Source organism: Sphingomonas sp. DMC8, from assembly GCF_056314185.1.
On sequence record NZ_JBQUYV010000007.1, the window covers coordinates 154,132 to 171,592 of the forward strand.

At 66.0% G+C, this 17,461-nt stretch carries 14 protein-coding genes and 1 tRNA gene; 4 read left to right on the forward strand and 11 right to left on the reverse strand.

What is annotated here, in order from left to right; all coding sequences use genetic code 11:
- Positions 1–66: 66 nt before the first annotated feature.
- From mobF to ACT53K_RS15345, 7 genes are all read right to left on the reverse strand, one after another.
- On the reverse strand, positions 67–2,829 hold the full coding sequence (gene mobF, locus ACT53K_RS15315; protein WP_476229577.1) for a MobF family relaxase: 2,763 nt from the start codon (positions 2,827–2,829) through the stop codon (positions 67–69).
- The gene (locus ACT53K_RS15320; RefSeq protein WP_476229578.1) at positions 2,829–4,676 is read right to left on the reverse strand and encodes a type IV secretion system DNA-binding domain-containing protein; all 1,848 of its coding nucleotides are present in this window, start codon (positions 4,674–4,676) and stop codon (positions 2,829–2,831) included. The genes mobF and ACT53K_RS15320 overlap by 1 nt, the downstream gene beginning before the upstream one ends.
- A complete protein-coding gene (locus ACT53K_RS15325) occupies positions 4,673–5,044 on the reverse strand; it encodes a hypothetical protein (protein ID WP_476229579.1) in 372 nt (123 codons plus the stop codon). The genes ACT53K_RS15320 and ACT53K_RS15325 overlap by 4 nt, the downstream gene beginning before the upstream one ends.
- A 388-nt stretch (positions 5,045–5,432) precedes the next feature.
- Positions 5,433–5,630, reverse strand: coding sequence for a helix-turn-helix transcriptional regulator (locus ACT53K_RS15330; RefSeq protein ID WP_476229580.1), 198 nt, complete (start codon positions 5,628–5,630; stop codon positions 5,433–5,435).
- Between the two features lie 73 nt (positions 5,631–5,703).
- A complete protein-coding gene (locus ACT53K_RS15335) occupies positions 5,704–6,615 on the reverse strand; it encodes a hypothetical protein (protein WP_476229581.1) in 912 nt (303 codons plus the stop codon).
- Between the two features lie 187 nt (positions 6,616–6,802).
- Positions 6,803–6,879: transfer RNA gene (locus ACT53K_RS15340), tRNA-Pro, on the reverse strand.
- 81 nt (positions 6,880–6,960) lie between these two features.
- The gene (locus ACT53K_RS15345) at positions 6,961–7,851 is read right to left on the reverse strand and encodes an ROK family protein (protein ID WP_476229582.1); all 891 of its coding nucleotides are present in this window, start codon (positions 7,849–7,851) and stop codon (positions 6,961–6,963) included.
- A 302-nt stretch (positions 7,852–8,153) separates the two neighbouring features.
- On the opposite strand from ACT53K_RS15345, the gene ACT53K_RS15350 reads away from it, so the two are divergent.
- From ACT53K_RS15350 to ACT53K_RS15365, 4 genes are all read left to right on the forward strand, one after another.
- Entirely contained in the window at positions 8,154–9,671 is a 1,518-nt protein-coding gene (locus ACT53K_RS15350) for a PAS domain-containing sensor histidine kinase (protein ID WP_476229583.1), read from the forward strand.
- Entirely contained in the window at positions 9,664–10,293 is a 630-nt protein-coding gene (locus tag ACT53K_RS15355; protein ID WP_476229584.1) for a response regulator transcription factor, read from the forward strand. Before ACT53K_RS15350 ends, ACT53K_RS15355 begins: the two co-directional genes overlap by 8 nt.
- Before the next feature lie 82 nt (positions 10,294–10,375).
- Positions 10,376–10,756, forward strand: a complete 381-nt coding sequence (locus tag ACT53K_RS15360) for a response regulator (protein WP_476229585.1) — start codon at positions 10,376–10,378, stop codon at positions 10,754–10,756.
- Between the two features lie 78 nt (positions 10,757–10,834).
- Positions 10,835–11,866, forward strand: a complete 1,032-nt coding sequence (locus tag ACT53K_RS15365; protein WP_476229586.1) for an aldo/keto reductase — start codon at positions 10,835–10,837, stop codon at positions 11,864–11,866.
- 192 nt (positions 11,867–12,058) lie between these two features.
- On the opposite strand, the gene ACT53K_RS15370 is transcribed toward ACT53K_RS15365, so the two are convergent.
- The 4 genes from ACT53K_RS15370 to ACT53K_RS15385 are packed head-to-tail and all read right to left on the reverse strand — an operon-like array spanning position 12,059 to position 17,404.
- Positions 12,059–13,462, reverse strand: coding sequence for an efflux transporter outer membrane subunit (locus ACT53K_RS15370; RefSeq protein ID WP_476229587.1), 1,404 nt, complete (start codon positions 13,460–13,462; stop codon positions 12,059–12,061).
- Positions 13,463–13,464: 2 nt separating this feature from the next.
- A complete protein-coding gene (locus ACT53K_RS15375; protein WP_476229588.1) occupies positions 13,465–14,568 on the reverse strand; it encodes an ABC transporter permease in 1,104 nt (367 codons plus the stop codon).
- Complete coding sequence (locus tag ACT53K_RS15380; protein ID WP_476229589.1) at positions 14,568–15,701, reverse strand: ABC transporter permease; 1,134 nt, start codon at positions 15,699–15,701, stop codon at positions 14,568–14,570. The genes ACT53K_RS15375 and ACT53K_RS15380 overlap by 1 nt, the downstream gene beginning before the upstream one ends.
- Positions 15,698–17,404, reverse strand: coding sequence for an ATP-binding cassette domain-containing protein (locus tag ACT53K_RS15385; RefSeq protein WP_476229590.1), 1,707 nt, complete (start codon positions 17,402–17,404; stop codon positions 15,698–15,700). Before ACT53K_RS15385 ends, ACT53K_RS15380 begins: the two co-directional genes overlap by 4 nt.
- Positions 17,405–17,461 lie beyond the last annotated feature (57 nt).

Sequence of the window (17,461 nt, forward strand, 5' to 3'; positions counted from 1 at the left end):
TGCCAAAGTAATGCTAAGACAACTGATTTCCGCCACACCGGTAGGCTCGTGAACGTAAATCAGGCCTCAACCCAACCGGGCTCCTTTCGAGTTGCTCGCCGCCAGCCCGGATGCCGCCGCCTGAGCGATAGCAGTCTGCACCTGGCCGGCCCGTTCGCCGATCGCAGCGACCAGCTTGCCGCGATCGTTGGTGAAGATAGTTGCGGATTCCCTAGCTCGGGATATCCCCACATAGAAGGATTTCTGATCGACCAGATTGGCTGCCTTACTGTCGGCATGGATGATGACATGATCGGCGGTACGCCCCTGGGCGGTGAAGGCGGTATCGACATAGGCATGGGCAACATGCCGATCGCGGGCGGAATCAAGGTGGAGCGTTTCCGTCCTATCGCGCGCGGTCTGAATGGTGGCAGTGCGGGCCTGCTGATCCACCGCAATCACCTCCGCGCGCGCACCATTGATCCGGCCCGCCTCGCGGTCGTTGCGGGTGAACCGGATGGCATCACCGGCCTTCAGGTCCAACGGCTGCGGCGCGAAAGCCTGGACATGGCCCGCACCCCATTGCCGCAAGCGCCAATCCACCTCGCGCCCGTCCTCCGACTTGAGCGCGATGGCGGCTTTGGCTGGGTCGACACTCTCGACGCGGTAGGCTTCGCCGCACGCCACGCCCTTGTCGGCATAATCGCGGGTGAAGCGGACGACATCGCCCTTGTCGTAACTCAACGAATCGCGAGCCTCGGCGCGGGTCAGCCCCTTGTTGACAAGGGCTTCCACCGGGACGGCAGGACCGGCCAGCGCACCCGATCGGGTAAGCGCCGCGCGAATGTCGGCGGTCAGCGCATCGCGCCCTTCGCGCGACGGCTCGATCACGATGGTACGGGCACGTTCTGCCTTGCCCAGCCCGGCATATCGCTCGGCGATGACCGCAAAACGCGCTGCCCGATCGCCATTCTCGATGATCTGCCCACCGCCCCGGTCCAGCGCGGCTAGCGCCTTCCGGGCATCCCCCTCGATCGATGCCAGTACAGCCTCTTTGGCGGATTCGTTGGTCTGCCGCACGATCTCGGCCAGTCTGGCGGTTTCCATTCCCGCGCCCTGCAACTGGGCAAAGGCCGCACCCGCCTCGACCGAACCCAACTGCTTCACGTCACCGACAAGTACGACGCGGGCACCATGCTTCGAGGCCAGGTCGAAAAGCCGGGCAGTGTCACGCGCTGACAAAAGCGAAGCCTCGTCCACGATCCACGCGGCAGGCCGGGTGGGATCAACACGCTCTGGCGATAATAGGTGCCGGGCAACGGTATCGCCACGCGTACCCAGGGCTTCCCCCAATACCATCGCCGCCGACGCGGTCGGGGCCAATGCCGTAACGGCTATCCCGCGCGCTTCGGCTTCACGGGCGAAGGTTGCAAGAACGGTCGTGGTCTTGGCTGTGCCAGCATAACCTTGAACAGCGGTAATCCGGTTGCGGCTGGTCAGAAGCTGCTCGGTGGCGGCACGCTGATCGCCGTTCCAGCTATGGCCTGCACGCTCGGCCTGGGCCGCAGCGCTGGCGACGGCCTTGGCGGCGGCAAGCGGCGACGCGATAGGGAGGAGCACCCCGCGCCCTTCCGCCTCGACCCTCAGCATCTTCGCTTCGGTTGCGACATTCTGCCGCGTGGTAAACCCCGCAAACTCCGCACCGCGCCGGTCGATATGGATGCGGTCGATTAAATCACCCTGTTTTGTGGCCATCTCGATGGCGGCCCCGATCTGCGCGTAACCGATCCGACCCAGCCCGATCCTTCCGGCTTCCTCCTGCAAGGCGGCGGCGGAGAATACCGACTGCCGCTCGCCCAGCTTGTCGGCGGCATGCGCAACCGCGCGGGCAGCGGCGTTCTCGCCCTGAAATTCCATTGCCGCGCGATGGGAAGGGTCGGCGGCCCTGGCTTCGGCCTCCCTGACCATCGTCATTCTCGCTTCCACGCCGAATCCAGCTTTGTTCGCCGTATCCCGCCAGTCCGCGACGAGACTCGCATGGTCGGCGACGACCTTGGCCTCGCGGGTGTCGAGCGTCGCCATCTGCTTCTCGAGGGCGCTGGCGGCATCCCGCGACGTACCGCGCTCCACCAGTGCGGCCTCGATCTCAGCGCTGCGGGTGCTGAACGCCTCGATGACGTCGGCGGAGACACCCCTGATCTCGAACATGGACTCTTTACCTGCCTCGATCTCATAGCCGAGTTCCCGGACCCTCAAGGCCAGTTCCTGCCGGTAGATCGCCCCGATCTGCTTCTGAAGCTGATAGATCGCGCGTGGTTCCAGGCTACGCCAAGCACCGTCCTCTCCCTGCGTCGCGTTCATGATGACGTTGTGGGTATGAAGCTGCGGGTCCTGCGCGCGGCTGGTACCGTGCTGGAAGCTGGCAATGACCAGATTGCCGGTTGCCTCGCGGGCGACGGTGCCGCCATCGCGAATACGGGTGGCGGCCATATGGCGTTCGACATGCGCCATCGCGGTTTTCACGGCCTCGCTATGTGCGGCGATCAACCGCCGATCGCCCGCCACCTCCGCCATGATCGACACCGACTTGGGCGCACTCAAGGTCACGTCCCAGCCGGGCCTATGCTTCAACTGCCCGTCGCGGAATGTGCCAAGCAGCTGGTCGCCGATCCTGCCGTCCAGAAAGGCTCGGAACTGATCGCGGTCCACGTCGCCGGACAGGCCCAGTGCTTCCGCGCCTTGGCCTTGCCATTGGGAGGGAGAAAGCCCGCCCTCGGCATAATAGTCGTCGGCCTCATAATAGCTGCTGGCCTGCGCCGAACTGGTCAATGCTGATAACGACGCCACCATCACACCGGCCCCTGACCGTTGGGCTGCGTGGACGGCGATGACGATGGTGCGGGTGATGGCGGCGCAGCTTGCGTGGCCTGTCCCCAGAGCATGGTCGCCGGATCGGCAGCGATGAACCCCTGCTGGCTGGGATCACCGCGCCGTGCGATATGATCGGCGGTCAGCCTGATCCTGGCAACCGGCAAGCCATCGGGCAGCAACAGATAGCCCTCATGCCGTGCAAGACGTAGCTGGCTCTCCATGACCGCAGGCCGCACCTCGCGCATTCTGCCCAGATTGATGCGGTGCCCCTCGCCGCCGTCACCCAGCATGTCGGTCTTGGTCCGGATCTCCATCTCGCAGTCGCCGATAGTCTGGCTGGCCCATTTTCGGGTGTCGCTGTCGATGGTTTGCAGGAACAGCTTGGTGTTGCAGCAGCCCAGCATGGATTCGGCAATCTGCGGTCCATAGCGATGCTGCATCTGGCCCAGAGCCTGAAAGGTCAGCACTACCGCCGCACCGAATTTGCGTCCTTCGGGCAGCAGCCGCGCCAGATTATCCACGCGCGGCAGGTCGGCCAGCTCGTCCAGCACGAACCAGATGCGTCGATCTTCCGAAGGACGCAGACCAAGCACGGCGCTGGCCGCGCATTCCAACCAGAGGCCAAGCAAGGGCTTCGACGCCTCGAAATAGTCCTCCTTCCTCGGCACGAATATCCAGGGCCGCGCACCGGGATGCCGGTCCAGCTTTTCAATGAAGGTGCGGAACGAGAAGGGCTTGGCCTTGCCGTCCTCGGCGCGCAGGAACTGGATCAGGTCCGCCGCCTTCGCCAGCATGAACAGGACGCTTCCGGTCGCCCGGTCGGCGTCGTCCGCAAAGGTGCGCGCCGATGAACTGGTGGCGAGCCATTCTTTGAGGTCGTCCTTGGGCCGGTTCTTCAGGGCATGGAGCAGGTCTGGCAAGCTACGTCTGTTCTCTTGCCACAAAGCCCGGATCATATTGGCGACAAGGATGCGGCTGGTGTCGAGCCAAACGTCGCTGTCATGTTGCCCGGTCTCGGTGATAAGCTGATGCGCGATACGGTCAGCGTCGGCCGGGTGGGCGATCTCGGCGAAGGGCGACCAGAAGGCACAACGGGCATCGAACGGATTCAGGATGATGTCGCCGCGCGCCGGATTATAATAGTGCGCGATGAACTCGCCACTGGTGTCGTAGACCAAAGCGGCTTCGCCTCGTGCCTCGATCCCGTCGAGCAACTGACGCAGCGCCGTGGTTTTGCCGCTGCCCGTCGTGCCGATCATCGCCATGTGACGGGTTTCCAGACGCGCGGGGATCGGCACCTTGCCGATGGACAGGGCGCGGGCATCGCCTTCCTTGCTGGTCAGCCTGGCAAGCTGCTTCTCGCTCACCACCTGCGTTCCGCCGATCCAGCGGTCGGCCAGCAGGCGCTCGCGCCGCCGCGCCACCACGCCGCGCAAGGCGATCAGGGCTGCGAGCCAACCACCGAAGCCCAGCGCGCAGCCCCATCTGACATAGGACCAGACAAGATCGACGCGTCGCCGAAAATAGGGATGCGCGATGATCTGACGCGCCGATCTGCCTTCTTCGACATGGTCGGGATAGTGAACGTCGATTCCGGTATCGGTCTCCCAGCCGGACACGGCCCAGAGTTTGATTCTGGCCCAGTAATAGGTGCTGGTGGCGAGCATGGCGTCACCGCTCAGCATCGTGTTGGGCAATCCCAGCCCGCCCAAGGCGAAAGAGGCCAGCATGATGATGGCATGCCGCTTGAGACGCGCGCCCTGAGTGCTGAGATGGTGCTTTCGCAGGGCATCGGCATGGTTGCGGCGATCGTCGGCGCGGGTCATCGCCGGTTCTCCCGCGCAAGCCGCCGCTGGCGATTATAGGCGGCGGTGATTTCTTCGGTGACGATCTCGTCGCTCTTGCGCGCACCGCTCGCCGCGCAGCGAGCGTAGCAATAGGCGGCGCAGGCGGTGAACAGCGTGCGGTCCAGCATCCGCTCGACATCGACGATGCGGGTGCTGACCGATGCCAGTTCGGTAACGATCTCATGGCCATCGATCCCGCCGCCTGCCCCGTGAACGAAGGCGGCCAGCCCCGCGTCGACGACGCGGGCGAGCATCGCATATTCGCTCAGTCCGCGTTGTTTGGCGAAGCCGGCAAGGGTGCGGTGTTGGGCCGGAGAGAGCCGCACGGTCTGGGCGCGGGCGCTCATCGTGCCGCCCCCGGCGAGATGCTATTCGCCATCGCGCGAAATGGCGGAATTGCGCGGTTTCCGGGCAGCTGCGTTTGGCGAGATGCTATTAGCACCCCACTAAACCCGCAGAATTGCTGGATGCACCCGTGCGTGAGGTGTGTATCTGAATTGATGGCTCGATGCGTAGCATCGCAGCCCTGCAACCTTGCCGAAGAGACGAAGCGCAGCGTGGCATAGGACCGTCCCGCCAGTCTTGCGACCGACCGATCGACGGTGTTGCGGATTGAAGACATGGGTCACCCTTTCGTGAAACCACGATTGCGTAGGTTCGTGCGCGCTGGGAGATTCAGTCGCGACCAGGCCGCCCATCGTTCAGGCTAAGGCCGGGAAGCGTCTGGGGTTTGGTTTAGTATCGGCGGGGCTGAAGGCTATTTAGCCAGTCCTCCACATCGCCGGATCGCCATCGAATCTTGCCCGCACCGATGTGGCAGGGGCTAGGGAAGCTGCCATTGCGGGCGCGGCGATAGAGAGTGGTTCGGGATTTGAAGCCCGTAACGTTAAGCACGTCCACGACCGTCAAAAGTCGGTTTCGATCAGGCGGCATGAGGATGTCCTTTCCATTCGCGAGAATGCAGGACGTGCCGGCAGGGGGCGTCAGACGCTATTCAGTTCCCCATTCACGGGAATTCATGCATGGGCAGTTGGCGTAGATAATTGTTGAAGGCGGGATAGACGCCAGCATGGATTTTTTCCATCCGGCTGTCTCCAATGCCTTCTTTGCGAAGGATTTCCTTCTTCCGCTCGAAGGTCATTCCGTCGAGTTCGGGGCGTCGCAGGGCAATGATGATCTGAATGGCCTCGCGGAAGGCGTTCGCGCGCTGGTTGGTTTCAACGGCATGGGCGAGAAGCCATGCGGTGCGGCGGTCGAACAGTTCGCGGTCGGCGGTGTCCAGCAATGTTCTCGACGTGACAAGGGCGGGCGCCATGCGCGCGCCCAGCTTGACCCATAATTCGCTCATCGGGATCGGACGATGCGGGACGCATTGCCAGAGGTCTTGGTCCCTGCTGACAACAAGCAAGGCGCCATGATCGGCAAGAAATGCTTGCAAGGCATTTGGTGACAGCGACTTGAACGCCCCATCGGGAAGCAGTTGCGCAGTCGGGATATCGCCGCTGGCAATCTGGCCCCGAAAGAGGTCGAGTGCGCGCAGGTCACGTTCCAGCTCCTCGTTCGCTTCGCTGACAAGTTCCTCGATTTGCGGTTCGCGGCGCACCTTGCTGCGGAAGTGCGCCAACATGAATGCGACGCCTCCGCCCAACAACAGAGCCACCCCGATGCCCGTCTCGATCGGGTCGGGAGCAAGGAAGAGAGCGACCCCGAGCACGGCAACGAGGGCTGAGGCCAAGCGCAAGACATCGATTAAACGGCGACTGTTCCTCCCGCGCCTTGCCGCCAATGCCATCGCGTCAAGCACGCTTGCCGGGATGATGGCCGTAAGGGCCGTTCCTGCGGGTCGTTTCAGAAACGCAATATAGCCATCCCGAATTTTGACGAACTCGGCGGGGCGAAGAGGTAACTGCTCTCGCATCTGCCCGTTGGCATAAGCGTGGGGAGGCGAATCTTCAATTCGGAAGGGTGCCGGGGGCGCTCAATAGCGTCGCGTTGGGTTGCACCGTGTGGCCGCTGCGAAAATAAATTTGCACCACCAGCGCACCACCAGAGCGAGTTTGGTGGCCCACAACGGGGTGAAAATATTGTCTAAGTCATTGAAATCTTGGTCGGGGCGACAGGATTCGAACCTGCGACCCCCACACCCCCAGTGTGATGCGCTACCAGGCTGCGCTACGCCCCGACCGAGGGTGCGCCCTGTATGCCGCTTGGCCGCGCGATGCAAGCACGCATTCGCATCGCGCGGCCAAATGCGCGCCCAGGCTCAGCGGTGCAGTGCCTCCAGCCCCATCACGATCGCGCCCAGCGGCCCGGCCATGGCGCCGAGGCCCGGCGGGCCGAGCCGCGTGTCGAGTTCCGCCGCATAGCCGGCCAGCGCGCCATAGCCGGCCAGGCTCTCCGCCACCTTCGCCCGCACGCGCGGGAACAGGCTGGGGCGAGTCGTGATGACGCCGCCGCCGATCGCGATCCGTTCAGGCGCCAGCGCCATGATCAGATTGTGGAGCAGCGCCGCCAGATCATGGACGAAAAAATTCCATTCGGGCGCATCGTCCGGCACGTCCTGCCCCGGGCGGCCGAACCGCGCGGCAAGCGCCGGGCCGGAAATCAGGCCCTCGGCGCAGTCACCGTGAAAGGGGCACCAGCCAGCAAAACTGTCCCCCGGCGCGCGGGCGGAACGCATATGGCCGGCCTCGCCATGGGCATAGCCCATGATCGGGCGTCCGCCGGCAACCAGTCCCACGCCGACGCCGGTGCCGATGGTGATATAGGCATGGGCAGCCAGCCCCTGCGCCGCACCCCAGCGCCCCTCGGCCAGCGCCGCGCCGTTGACGTCCGTCTGGATCGCCAGCGGCTTGGCATAGCGGGCGGCAAGGCGGCGGGTGAGATCGGTGCCGCTCCAGCCCGGCTTGGTGGTCGCGATGATCGACCCGAAATCGGGCTGCGCCGTGTCGAGCTGGATCGGCCCGAAGCTGGCAATGCCGATCGCGTCGAAGGTCCAGCCGTCGAGCACGGCCTCCAGCGCCGCGAGCGTAGTGGCAGGATCGGTGGTGGGCACCACCGACTGCGCGCGAATGTCTCCGGGGCCCACGCCAAGCGTGGCCACGCATTTGGTGCCGCCCAGTTCCAGGCCGGCTATCACAGGTTGGTTCGCCATGGTCAGCGCGCTAGCGCGCTCCGCAGCGAAGGGAAAGGGCATCAGCGCGGGTGATGGTCTTCGCGGTCGGTGACGCTGACGAATGCCAGCGCAGCCAGGAACAGGCCGAACGCGCCAAGCGCGACGAACAGATAGTTGCTGCCGATGATGTCGAACATGGGAACACCTCTGTCAAAAGCGTTCCATGATCGCATCCCGGCCAAATCGGACCTTGATCGCGATCAAATTTGCTTGAACGAAACCGCAGCGTCGTCGCATGGTGGCGTTGTTGTTTGCGCAGTACAGGAATGTCCTTTCGGATCATGCATATGAAGCCAGAACATGATCCCGAGGCGCTGTCCCTGCTGCTGGAGGCCGCCACGGATCGCGGCATTTTCCTGCTCGACCCGCATGGAAAGGTGCAAAGCTGGAATCAGGGCGCCGAGCGCGTCACCGGCTGGAGCGGCGAAGCGCTCGAAGGCGCCGACCATGCGCTGCTCTATCCGCCGGCCGAAACCGCCGCCGGCCGCCCGCAACAGGATCTCGCCCGCGCCCATGCCGAAGGGCGGCTGATCGAGGAACGGTGGCGCATCCGCCGCGACGGCACCGAATTTCTGGCCGAAGTTCAGCTTACCGCGCTGATCGCCCGCGACGGCACGCTGCGCGGCTATGCCGAAGTGTTCCGCGACGTGACCGACCGCAAGGCCTCGGAAACGGCGCTGGCCGGCAGCGCGCTGCATCTGCGCTCGATCCTGGCGACCGTGCCCTCAGCGATGATCGTGATCGACGAGCACGGGCTGATCCTGTCGTTCAGCGCCGCTGCCGAGCGCTTGTTCGGCTGGAAGGAAAGCGAAGTCGTCGGCCGCAATGTCAGCCTGTTGATGCCGGCGCCGGACCGCCAGCTGCACGACGCCTATCTCGCCCGCTATCTTTCCACCGGCGAGCGCCGCGTGATCGGGCTGGGCCGCATCGTCGTCGGCCAACGGCGCGACGGCACCGACTTTCCGATGGAGCTGCAGGTCGGCGAAGCGAGCAGCGAGGGCCACCGCATCTTCACCGGTTTCATCCGCGACCTGACTGCCGAGCAGCATGCCGAGTTGCGGCTGAAGGAATTGCAGTCGGAGCTGATCCACGTCTCGCGCTTGTCGGCGATGGGCACCATGGCATCGACGCTGGCGCACGAACTGAACCAGCCGCTGACCGCCATCGCCAATTATATGGAAGCCGGCCAGAATGTCCTCGACATGGCCGACGATCCAGAGGCGCGGGCCTTGCTGCGCGAGGCGATGGAGGAATCGACCCGCGAGGCGCTGCGTGCGGGCAATATCGTGCGGCGTCTGCGCGATTTCGTCGCGCGCGGCGATGTCGAGAAGGGCATCGAAGACCTGCCCCGGCTGATCGACGAGGCAAGCCGGCTGGCGCTGGTGGGCGCACGCGAACGCGGCATCCGCGCCTTTTTCGACCTCGACCCCAATGCGGGCGCGGTGCTGTGCGACCGGGTGCAGATCCAGCAGGTGCTGGTCAACCTGATCCGCAACGCCGTGGAAGCGATGGCCGAAAGCGAGCAGCGCGACGTGACCGTGTCGAGCGAAGCCGCTTCCCGCGGCATGATCCGCATCTCGGTGGCGGACACCGGCCCTGGCATCGACCCGACGCTAGCGCCGCGCCTGTTCGAGGCATTCGCCAGCACCAAGGAACATGGCATGGGCCTGGGGCTTTCGATCTGTCGCACGATCGTCGAGGCGCATGGCGGCCGGATATGGGCAGAGCCGCGGCCCGGCGGCGGCACGATTTTCCACTTCACCATCATGGGCGCTGGAACGGACGATCCGCATGACTGATAAACAACTCATCCACCTCGTCGACGACGAGGAATCGATCCGGCGTTCGGCCAGCTTCATGCTGCGCACTTCGGGCTATGAAGTGAAGACCTATGCCTCCGGCGTCGAGTTCCTGCAGGAAGTACGCAACGCAGAAGAAGGCTGCATCCTGCTCGACGTGCGGATGCCGCAGATGGATGGGCTGGAAGTCCAGGCCGAACTCAATGCGCGCGGCGTGCGGATGCCGGTGATCGTGCTGACCGGGCATGGCGACATCACCACTGCCGTCACAGCGATGAAGGGCGGCGCCGTCGACTTCATCGAAAAGCCGTTCGAGCGCGCCGAACTGACCAATGCGATCGAGCGCGGTTTCGAGCGGCTGCGCCAGGGCGCCGACCAGGTCGCCACCGGCCATGAAGCCGAACTGCGCATCGCCCAGCTTACCCCGCGCGAGCGGGACGTGCTGCGCGGGCTGGTGCGCGGCCATCCCAACAAGACTATTGCCTATGATCTGGGCATCTCGCCGCGCACGGTGGAGGTGCACCGCGCCAATGCGATGAGCAAGCTGGGCGCCCGCAGCCTTTCGGAAGCGCTGCGCGTCGCCTTTGCCGCCGGGCTGGAGGGCGATGCCGACGCCGAGTAAGCGCCGACCCTAGGGACATTGCGTAGAGACGTTGGCGACGCGGGTCGGCAGGTTCGCCCGGAACCGTTCTAACTCGAGTTGCATGACCCATTCTCCTGCCTCCCTGCGTCCGCGCGTTCTGCTGGTCGAAGATGATGATGGCGTCCGGCGCGCCACGCATCTGCTGCTGCACGGCCGCGGCTATGACGTGCGTTCGCACAGCGCGGCGGGTCCGCTGCTGGCCGACCCGGAGGCGGCGCGCGCCGACTTCCTGGTGGCAGACTATCGCCTGCCCGATGGGGACGGCATCGCGCTGATCCAGGCGCTGTATGAAAAGGGTTGGACCGGCCAGGCCGTGCTGATGACCGGCCATGCCATACCGGGGCTGAACGATCGCGCACGCGAAAGCGGCTATGCGATGATGCTCGAAAAGCCGCTGCGGCAGCACGAACTGATCGGCGCACTGGCCACACTGCAGGGCTGAAAAAGCCGCCTGCGGCCATTGCCGTGCCGCCCAGCAATGCGCATCTGCCGGGTCCGTCCATTCCACGGAGAATCCCCCATGCGCTATAATCAGCTCGGCCGCAGCGGCCTGATCGTGTCCGAACTCTGCCTCGGCACCATGACCTTTGGCGGCAGCGAGGGAATGTGGGGCCAGATCGGTCAGCTTGGGCAGGAAGAGGCGGACGCGCTGGTCAAGACGGCGCTGGATGCCGGCATCAATTTCATCGACACCGCCAATGTCTATGCAGCGGGCCGTTCGGAGGAGATCCTCGGACAGTCGCTGCGCAACCTGGGCGTCAACCGGCACGAAGTGGTGTTGGCGACCAAGGTTATGGGGCGAATGCACGCCGGCCCCAACGGCGCCGGCGCCTCGCGCGGGCATATCCTCGCGCAGGTGGAGGAGAGCCTGAAGCGGCTGCAGACCGACCATATCGACCTGTACCAGATCCACGGTTTCGACGCGGCGACACCGATCGAGGAGACGCTCTATGCGCTCGACAGCCTCGTACGGCGCGGCGTGGTCCGCTATTTCGGGCTGTCCAACTGGGCGGCGTGGCAAGTGATGAAGGCGGTCGGCATTGCGGCGGCGCGCGACTATGCGCCGATAGCCTCGCTGCAGGCCTATTACACCATTGCCGGGCGCGACCTGGAGCGCGAAGTGATCCCGATGCTCCAGTCCGAAGGCGTCGGACTGATGGTATGGAGCCCGCTGGCCGGCGGCTTCCTCTCCGGCAAATATACCCGCGAGGGCGAAGGCGAAGGGCGCCGTGCCGGTTTCGACTTCCCGCCCGTGAACAAGGATCGCGCCTATGACGTGATCGACGTGCTGCGCGAACTGGCCGCGGCCAAGAACCGCTCGGTGGCACAGCTGGCGCTGGGCTGGCTGCTCCACCAGCGCGCGGTATCGAGCGTGATCGTCGGCGCCAAGCGGCCCGAGCAGCTGACCGACAATCTGGGCGCGGTGGAGGTCAGCTTCACGGGGGACGAACTGGCGCGGCTGGACGCAGTGAGCGCGCTGCCGGCGGAATATCCCGGCTGGATGCTCGAACGCCAGGGCGGCTATCGCGGCGGCCCGGACGCGCGGCGGTAAGGGCGGGCTTCGTTCGCGTTTTGGAGCTGTCGCACTCCCCTCCCTGAAAGGGAGGGGGCTGGGGTGGGTGCGCGCGTCTGCGCGCTTCAAAGATTCCTTCGCTAAACCGACAGCGACTCCCGCCGCCTGACGGCGGCGGACCCACCCCTAACCCCTCCCTGCAATGCAGGGAGGGGAATTAATCCGCCCCCCTCACTCGCGCCAGCCGCCGCCCAGCGCCTTGTAGAGCGCCACCGCTGCCTGGCCCTTGCTGGTCCTTGCCTGGTCGGCGCGCTGCTGTGCCGCCAGCACCGCCTCGCGGCCGCGCTCCAGCGCCAGCTGGTCGTCCTCGCCGCGCGCCACGCGCTGTTCGACCAGCGCGAAGGCAGCCTGCTCACGCATCAGCGCGGCGGCAGCATCGCCTTCCGCCGTGCGGGCGTGGAGGAAGCGGTTGATCGCCGCCTCGCTGTCGGACAGCGCGCCCGCCACTGCCTTGGCATAGGCCGCAGCCGCCTGATCCGCACGGGCATCGGCGGCCCGGATCTGCGCGCGGATCGTGCCGCCGTTGAAGATAGGCCAGGAAAAGCTGGGGCCGATCTGCCAGCGGGTGCTGCTGGCGGAAACAAGATCGCCCGGCTCCTGCGCCTGCTGACCGATCGCCGCGCCGAGCCTGAAGCGCGGAAACAGGTCTGCCTTTGCCACGCCGATATCGCCCGTGGCGGCGGCAAGCTGGCGTTCGGCCTGGCGGATGTCGGGCCTGCGTTCGAGCAGCTCCGAACGAACGCCGGCGAGGATGGTGTCCGGGCTGGCAGGCAGCGGCGCGGGCTTCAGCAGTGCCGGGACCACCTCCTCCGGCGACACGCCCAGCAGGCCGGCGATGCGATAAGCCGCAGCAGCAGCCTGCGCCTGCAGGCCGGGTACCGCCGCTGCGCTGGCGCGGGCGGCGGCGTCGGCGCGTTCGGCCTCAACCGCGCTCGCCTCGCCCGCGACACGACGCAGGCCGGTCAGCCGGGCGAGCGCGGCGTCGGCATCCGCCACTGCCTGGGCCGATGCGGCTGCGGCCTGCGCCCCGCGCAGCTCGAAATAGCTGCGGGCGATTTCGGCAATCAGCGACAGCATCACGTCGCGCCGGGCATAGGTCGCCACCTCCACCCTTGCATCGGCAGCCTCGATCTGGCGGGTGCGGCGGCCCCAGAGATCGAGCTCCCAGCTTGCGTCGAAGCCGATGTCGAACAGGTGCAGGTCGCGCTTGAGCACCGGCAGCCGGCCGACCGGCAGCTGGCCGTTCTCGCTCAGCCGGTTCTGCGTCGCCGATCCGGTGGCGGAAACGCTGGGCTGCCGCCCGCCCGCCACGGCATCGCGGTTGGCGCGCGCCTCGGCGATCCGCGCTTCGGCCTGCAACAGATCGGGCGTGCCGGCCATGGCACGATCGATCAGCGCACTCAGTTGCGCGTCGCCGAATGCCTGCCACCATTGCAGGTCGACCGGGCCGGGCGCCGCCGGTTCCAGCCAGGGCGCGGCCGCGGCAGCGGGCGGCAGCGGGCGGTGATAATCCGGCCCGACGGTGCAGCCGGCAAGCGCGGACCCCAGAAGCAGCAGGACAGGCAGGCGAGGCATAGTCACTCCATGCGCGCGCGGAACAGCCAGGCGGACACGGACAGCGTCGCACAGCCGATCAGCGCCAGCGGCCAAAGCTGGTGGAACACGGCGGAAGCCGGCATCGCCTTCAGGAACAGCCCCTGGACGATGGCGAGGAAATAGCGGGCGGGGTCGAGGTAAGTGACGGTCTGCAGCCAGCCCGGCATATTGTCGATCGGGCTGGCATAGCCCGACAGCAGGATCAGCGGCACGGTCACCAGAAACATGCCGAGAAACGCCTGTTGCTGGGTCTGCGCGATCACGGAGATCAGCAGCCCCAGCCCGATCACGGCGAGCAGATAGACCGCCAGCGACAGCACGAACAGCAGCAGCGATCCGGTGAACGGCACGCCGAACACCAGCGGCGCGATGATCAAATAGGCCAAGCCGTTGACCATGCCGATCGCGAGCGGCGGCATCATCTTGCCGATCAGGATTTCATGGACGCGCAGCGGCGAGACCATCAACTGGTCGAACGTGCCCAGTTCACGCTCGCGTGCCACCGTCTGCGACGTCACCGCCAGCCCGGAGACCGACGTGATCAGCGCCACCAGCGACGGCAGGGTGAACCAGAAATAGGAGAGCGTGGGGTTGAACCAGTTGGTAATGACGCTGCCGCCCGCTGCCGCCGCCACGCGCGGCGGGGCGAGCGTGGCGTTCATGCCCGCGACGATCTGGCCGAGATAGCCGTTGACGATCTGCGCGGCGTTCGAGCGACGGCCGTCGAGCACCACGCCCACGGTCGCGCTGTCGCCCCGGGCGAGGACACGATCGAAATCCTGCTCGATCACCACTGCGGCCACCACTTTCTGCCCGTCGACCGCCTCGCGCAGCGCGCGCGGGCTGTCGAGGCGCACGACATGGCGGAACCAGGGGCTGCCTGCGATGCGGCGGACCAGCTCATTGGCCTGGACGCCCCCGCTCCGGTCGAGCACGCCGATATCCACGCGCTTCACGTCGAGCGTGGTGGCATAGGCGAAGATGAACAGCTGCATCAGCGGCGGCGCGATCAGCACCAGCCGCGCCTTGGGATCGCGCAGCATCGCCCACCATTCCTTGGCGATCATCGCGAGCAGCCGCCGCATCAGTCGAGGCTCCGCCGCGTGGTGCGGAAGGCGAGCGTGAAGAACAGCGCGCCGAAGCCGAGCATCATGCCGATATTGGGCAGGATGAGTTCCCATTGGTCGCCCGCCAGAAACACCGTCTCGAGACTGGGGATCAGGTAACGGGCGGGCACCGCATAGGTCAGCAGCCGGATCGGCAGCGGCATCGAACTGATCTCGAACACGAAGCCCGACAGCAACATGGTGGGCAGGAAGGCGGTGAGCAGCGCGATCTGGCTGGCGACGAACTGATTCTTGGTCGCCGCCGAAATGAACAGCCCCAGCCCCAGCGCCGGCATCAGGAACGCTGCGGCAATCGCGAACAGCGCGAACAGCGATCCGCGGAAGGGCACGCCGAACAGAAAGATGGCAATCACCGTGCACAGCACCATCGAAGCGATCGCCAGCACGAAATAGGGCAGCAGCTTGCTGGCGATGAATTCGGCCATGCTGATCGGCGTGGCCATCATCGCTTCCATCGTGCCGCGTTCCCATTCGCGGGCGACGACCAGCGCGGTAAGCAGCGTGCCGATCATCGTCATCACATTGGCGATCGAGCCCGGCACCAGGAAATAGCGGCTCTTGAGTTCGGGATTGTACCAGAAGCGCGAGGAAAGCGTGATCGGCGCGCCTGCCCCGGCGGGGTTGCGCTCCAGCCCTTCGGCGGCTGCCCAGCTTGCGCGCACCCCTTCGGCATAGGCGGCGACGAAATTGGCGGTGTTGGGCTGCGATCCGTCGGCGATGATCTGGATTGGCTCCACCCGGCCTTGCGCAAAGCGGCCGCCGAAATCGGCGGGGATGACGATGATCGCGCGGACGCTGCCGTCGACGATACGGTCGCGCACCGGCGCCATCGTCCGCGCCATCGTCACGTCGAACAAGGCCGATCGCTGGAAGGCCTGCGCCAGCCGCAACGCCGGCGCGCTCGAATCCTCCAGCACCACCGCCACCCGCGTGCGGCTGGTATCGAGCGAAATCGCATAGCCGAACAGAAAGAGCAGGATCATCGGCAGCACGAAGGCGATCAGGAAGGTCGAGGGATCGCGCAAAATCTGCCGCGTTTCCTTGGCGACCAGCGCCGCCAGCCGGCGGGGCGAGAAGCGAATGCCGCTCATGCCGCCGCCTTGCCTTCGCGCTCGCGGTCGAACGCCTCGATCAGCGCAATGAAGGCGTCTTCCATCGTCGGATCGTCATGGCCAGACAGGTCCGCCGCGCGGGCCTTCAGCTCATCCGGCGTGCCGGTGGCGATCTGTTCGGCACGGTAGATCAACGTCGCGCGGTCGCAATATTCGGCTTCGTCCATGAAGTGCGTCGTCACCAGCACGGTGACTCCCTTTTCGACGAGCCCGTTGATGTGCATCCAGAATTCGCGCCGGGTGACGGGGTCGACACCCGAAGTCGGCTCGTCGAGGAACAGTACCGGCGGCTCGTGCATCACTGCGCAGGCCAGGGCGAGGCGCTGCTTGAAGCCGAGCGGGAGCGTGCCCGCGTTGACGTCGAGCTTGCCGCCCAGTTCGAAAATCTCGATCATCGCCGCAATCGCGCGGCGGGCGCGCGGCCGGTCGAGATCATAGGCGCCGGCAAAGAAATCGAGATTCTGGCGGACGCTGAGATCGCCATAAAGCGAGAATTTCTGCGCCATATACCCCAGCGACGCACGCGCATCGGCGCGCGCCCGGCGCAGGTCGTGCCCGGCGACCGAGCCGGTCCCGCTGCTGGGGGTGAGCAGCCCGCACAGCATCTTGAAGGTGGTCGACTTGCCAGCCCCATTGGGGCCGAGCAGCCCGAAAATCTGGCCGCGCGGAATTTCGAACACCATGTCGCGCGCAGCGGTGAAATCGCCGAAGCGCTTGGTCAGCCCCTTTGCCTCGATTGCCGGAGCGTCGCTCGCCGGAATGGTGCGATAGGCTTCGGCCAGCCGGCTGGTGCCCTTGGGGCCACCGCCCAGCCGCTCGATAAACCCGTCTTCGAAGCGCGGCGGCGCGGGCGAGACCGTGCCGTCATCCGCCGCCAGCGCCGCGCCGGGCCGCAGCAACAGCCGTACCGACCGGCCCTGAATCGTACCGTCGACCACATCGGGCCGGTCGAGCGCGCGCGTCAGATATTGCCGCCGCCGCTCACGAAAGCCGGTTATGCGGAACACCCGGTCCGCCACTGCCCCGGTCAGGTCGCCGGGCGGACCGTCGAACAGCACGCGGCCTTCGTTGAGCAGATAGACGGTGTCGCACTTCTCCGCCTCGTCGAGATAGGCGGTGGACCAGAGCACGCCGATCCCCTGCCCCGTCAGTTCACCGACCATGGCCCACAGCTCGCGCCGCGAAATGGGGTCGACGCCCACGCCGGGCTCGTCGAGCAGCAGCACGCGGGGCGTGCGCACCAGCGCGCAGGCGAGGCCCAGCTTCTGCTTCATGCCGCCGGAAAGCTTGCCAGCGAGCCGGTCCTGAAAGCGGGCGAGATCGGTGAACTCGAACAGCCGCGTGAAGCTCTCGGCCCGCTCGGCGCGCGGAAGGCCGCGTACTTCGGCATAAAGGGTGAGGTTTTCGAGGACGCTCAGGTCTTCATAGAGGCCGAAGCGCTGCGGCATATATCCGAGCGCGTCCAGTCGCGCCCCGGGCGCGTCGCCGAGCACCGTCACTTGCCCGCCGCCCGGCGCCATCAGCCCGGCGAGAATGCGGATCAGCGTCGTCTTGCCTGCGCCGTCCGGCCCGACCAGCCCCGTCACCTGCCCCGGCAGGATCTGCATATCGACGCCGTCCAGCGCGGTGAGGGCGCCGAACTGCTTCACCAGTCCCTGGGTCGCGGCGAGGGGGGTGGTCATCGCGCCTCTCTCCCCTCCCGCTTGCGGGAGGGGATGGGGGAGGGATCGACGTGGAAG

Coding starts and splice junctions, on each gene's coding strand:
- mobF (WP_476229577.1), bottom strand. CDS start 2,829: ATGGTGGCGTCGTTATCAGCATTGACCAGTTCGGCGCAGGCCAGCAGC.
- ACT53K_RS15320 (WP_476229578.1), bottom strand. CDS start 4,676: ATGACCCGCGCCGACGATCGCCGCAACCATGCCGATGCCCTGCGAAAG.
- ACT53K_RS15325 (WP_476229579.1), bottom strand. CDS start 5,044: ATGAGCGCCCGCGCCCAGACCGTGCGGCTCTCTCCGGCCCAACACCGC.
- ACT53K_RS15330 (WP_476229580.1), bottom strand. CDS start 5,630: ATGCCGCCTGATCGAAACCGACTTTTGACGGTCGTGGACGTGCTTAAC.
- ACT53K_RS15335 (WP_476229581.1), bottom strand. CDS start 6,615: ATGCGAGAGCAGTTACCTCTTCGCCCCGCCGAGTTCGTCAAAATTCGG.
- ACT53K_RS15345 (WP_476229582.1), bottom strand. CDS start 7,851: ATGGCGAACCAACCTGTGATAGCCGGCCTGGAACTGGGCGGCACCAAA.
- ACT53K_RS15350 (WP_476229583.1), top strand. CDS start 8,154: ATGCATATGAAGCCAGAACATGATCCCGAGGCGCTGTCCCTGCTGCTG.
- ACT53K_RS15355 (WP_476229584.1), top strand. CDS start 9,664: ATGACTGATAAACAACTCATCCACCTCGTCGACGACGAGGAATCGATC.
- ACT53K_RS15360 (WP_476229585.1), top strand. CDS start 10,376: ATGACCCATTCTCCTGCCTCCCTGCGTCCGCGCGTTCTGCTGGTCGAA.
- ACT53K_RS15365 (WP_476229586.1), top strand. CDS start 10,835: ATGCGCTATAATCAGCTCGGCCGCAGCGGCCTGATCGTGTCCGAACTC.
- ACT53K_RS15370 (WP_476229587.1), bottom strand. CDS start 13,462: ATGCCTCGCCTGCCTGTCCTGCTGCTTCTGGGGTCCGCGCTTGCCGGC.
- ACT53K_RS15375 (WP_476229588.1), bottom strand. CDS start 14,568: ATGCGGCGGCTGCTCGCGATGATCGCCAAGGAATGGTGGGCGATGCTG.
- ACT53K_RS15380 (WP_476229589.1), bottom strand. CDS start 15,701: ATGAGCGGCATTCGCTTCTCGCCCCGCCGGCTGGCGGCGCTGGTCGCC.
- ACT53K_RS15385 (WP_476229590.1), bottom strand. CDS start 17,404: ATGACCACCCCCCTCGCCGCGACCCAGGGACTGGTGAAGCAGTTCGGC.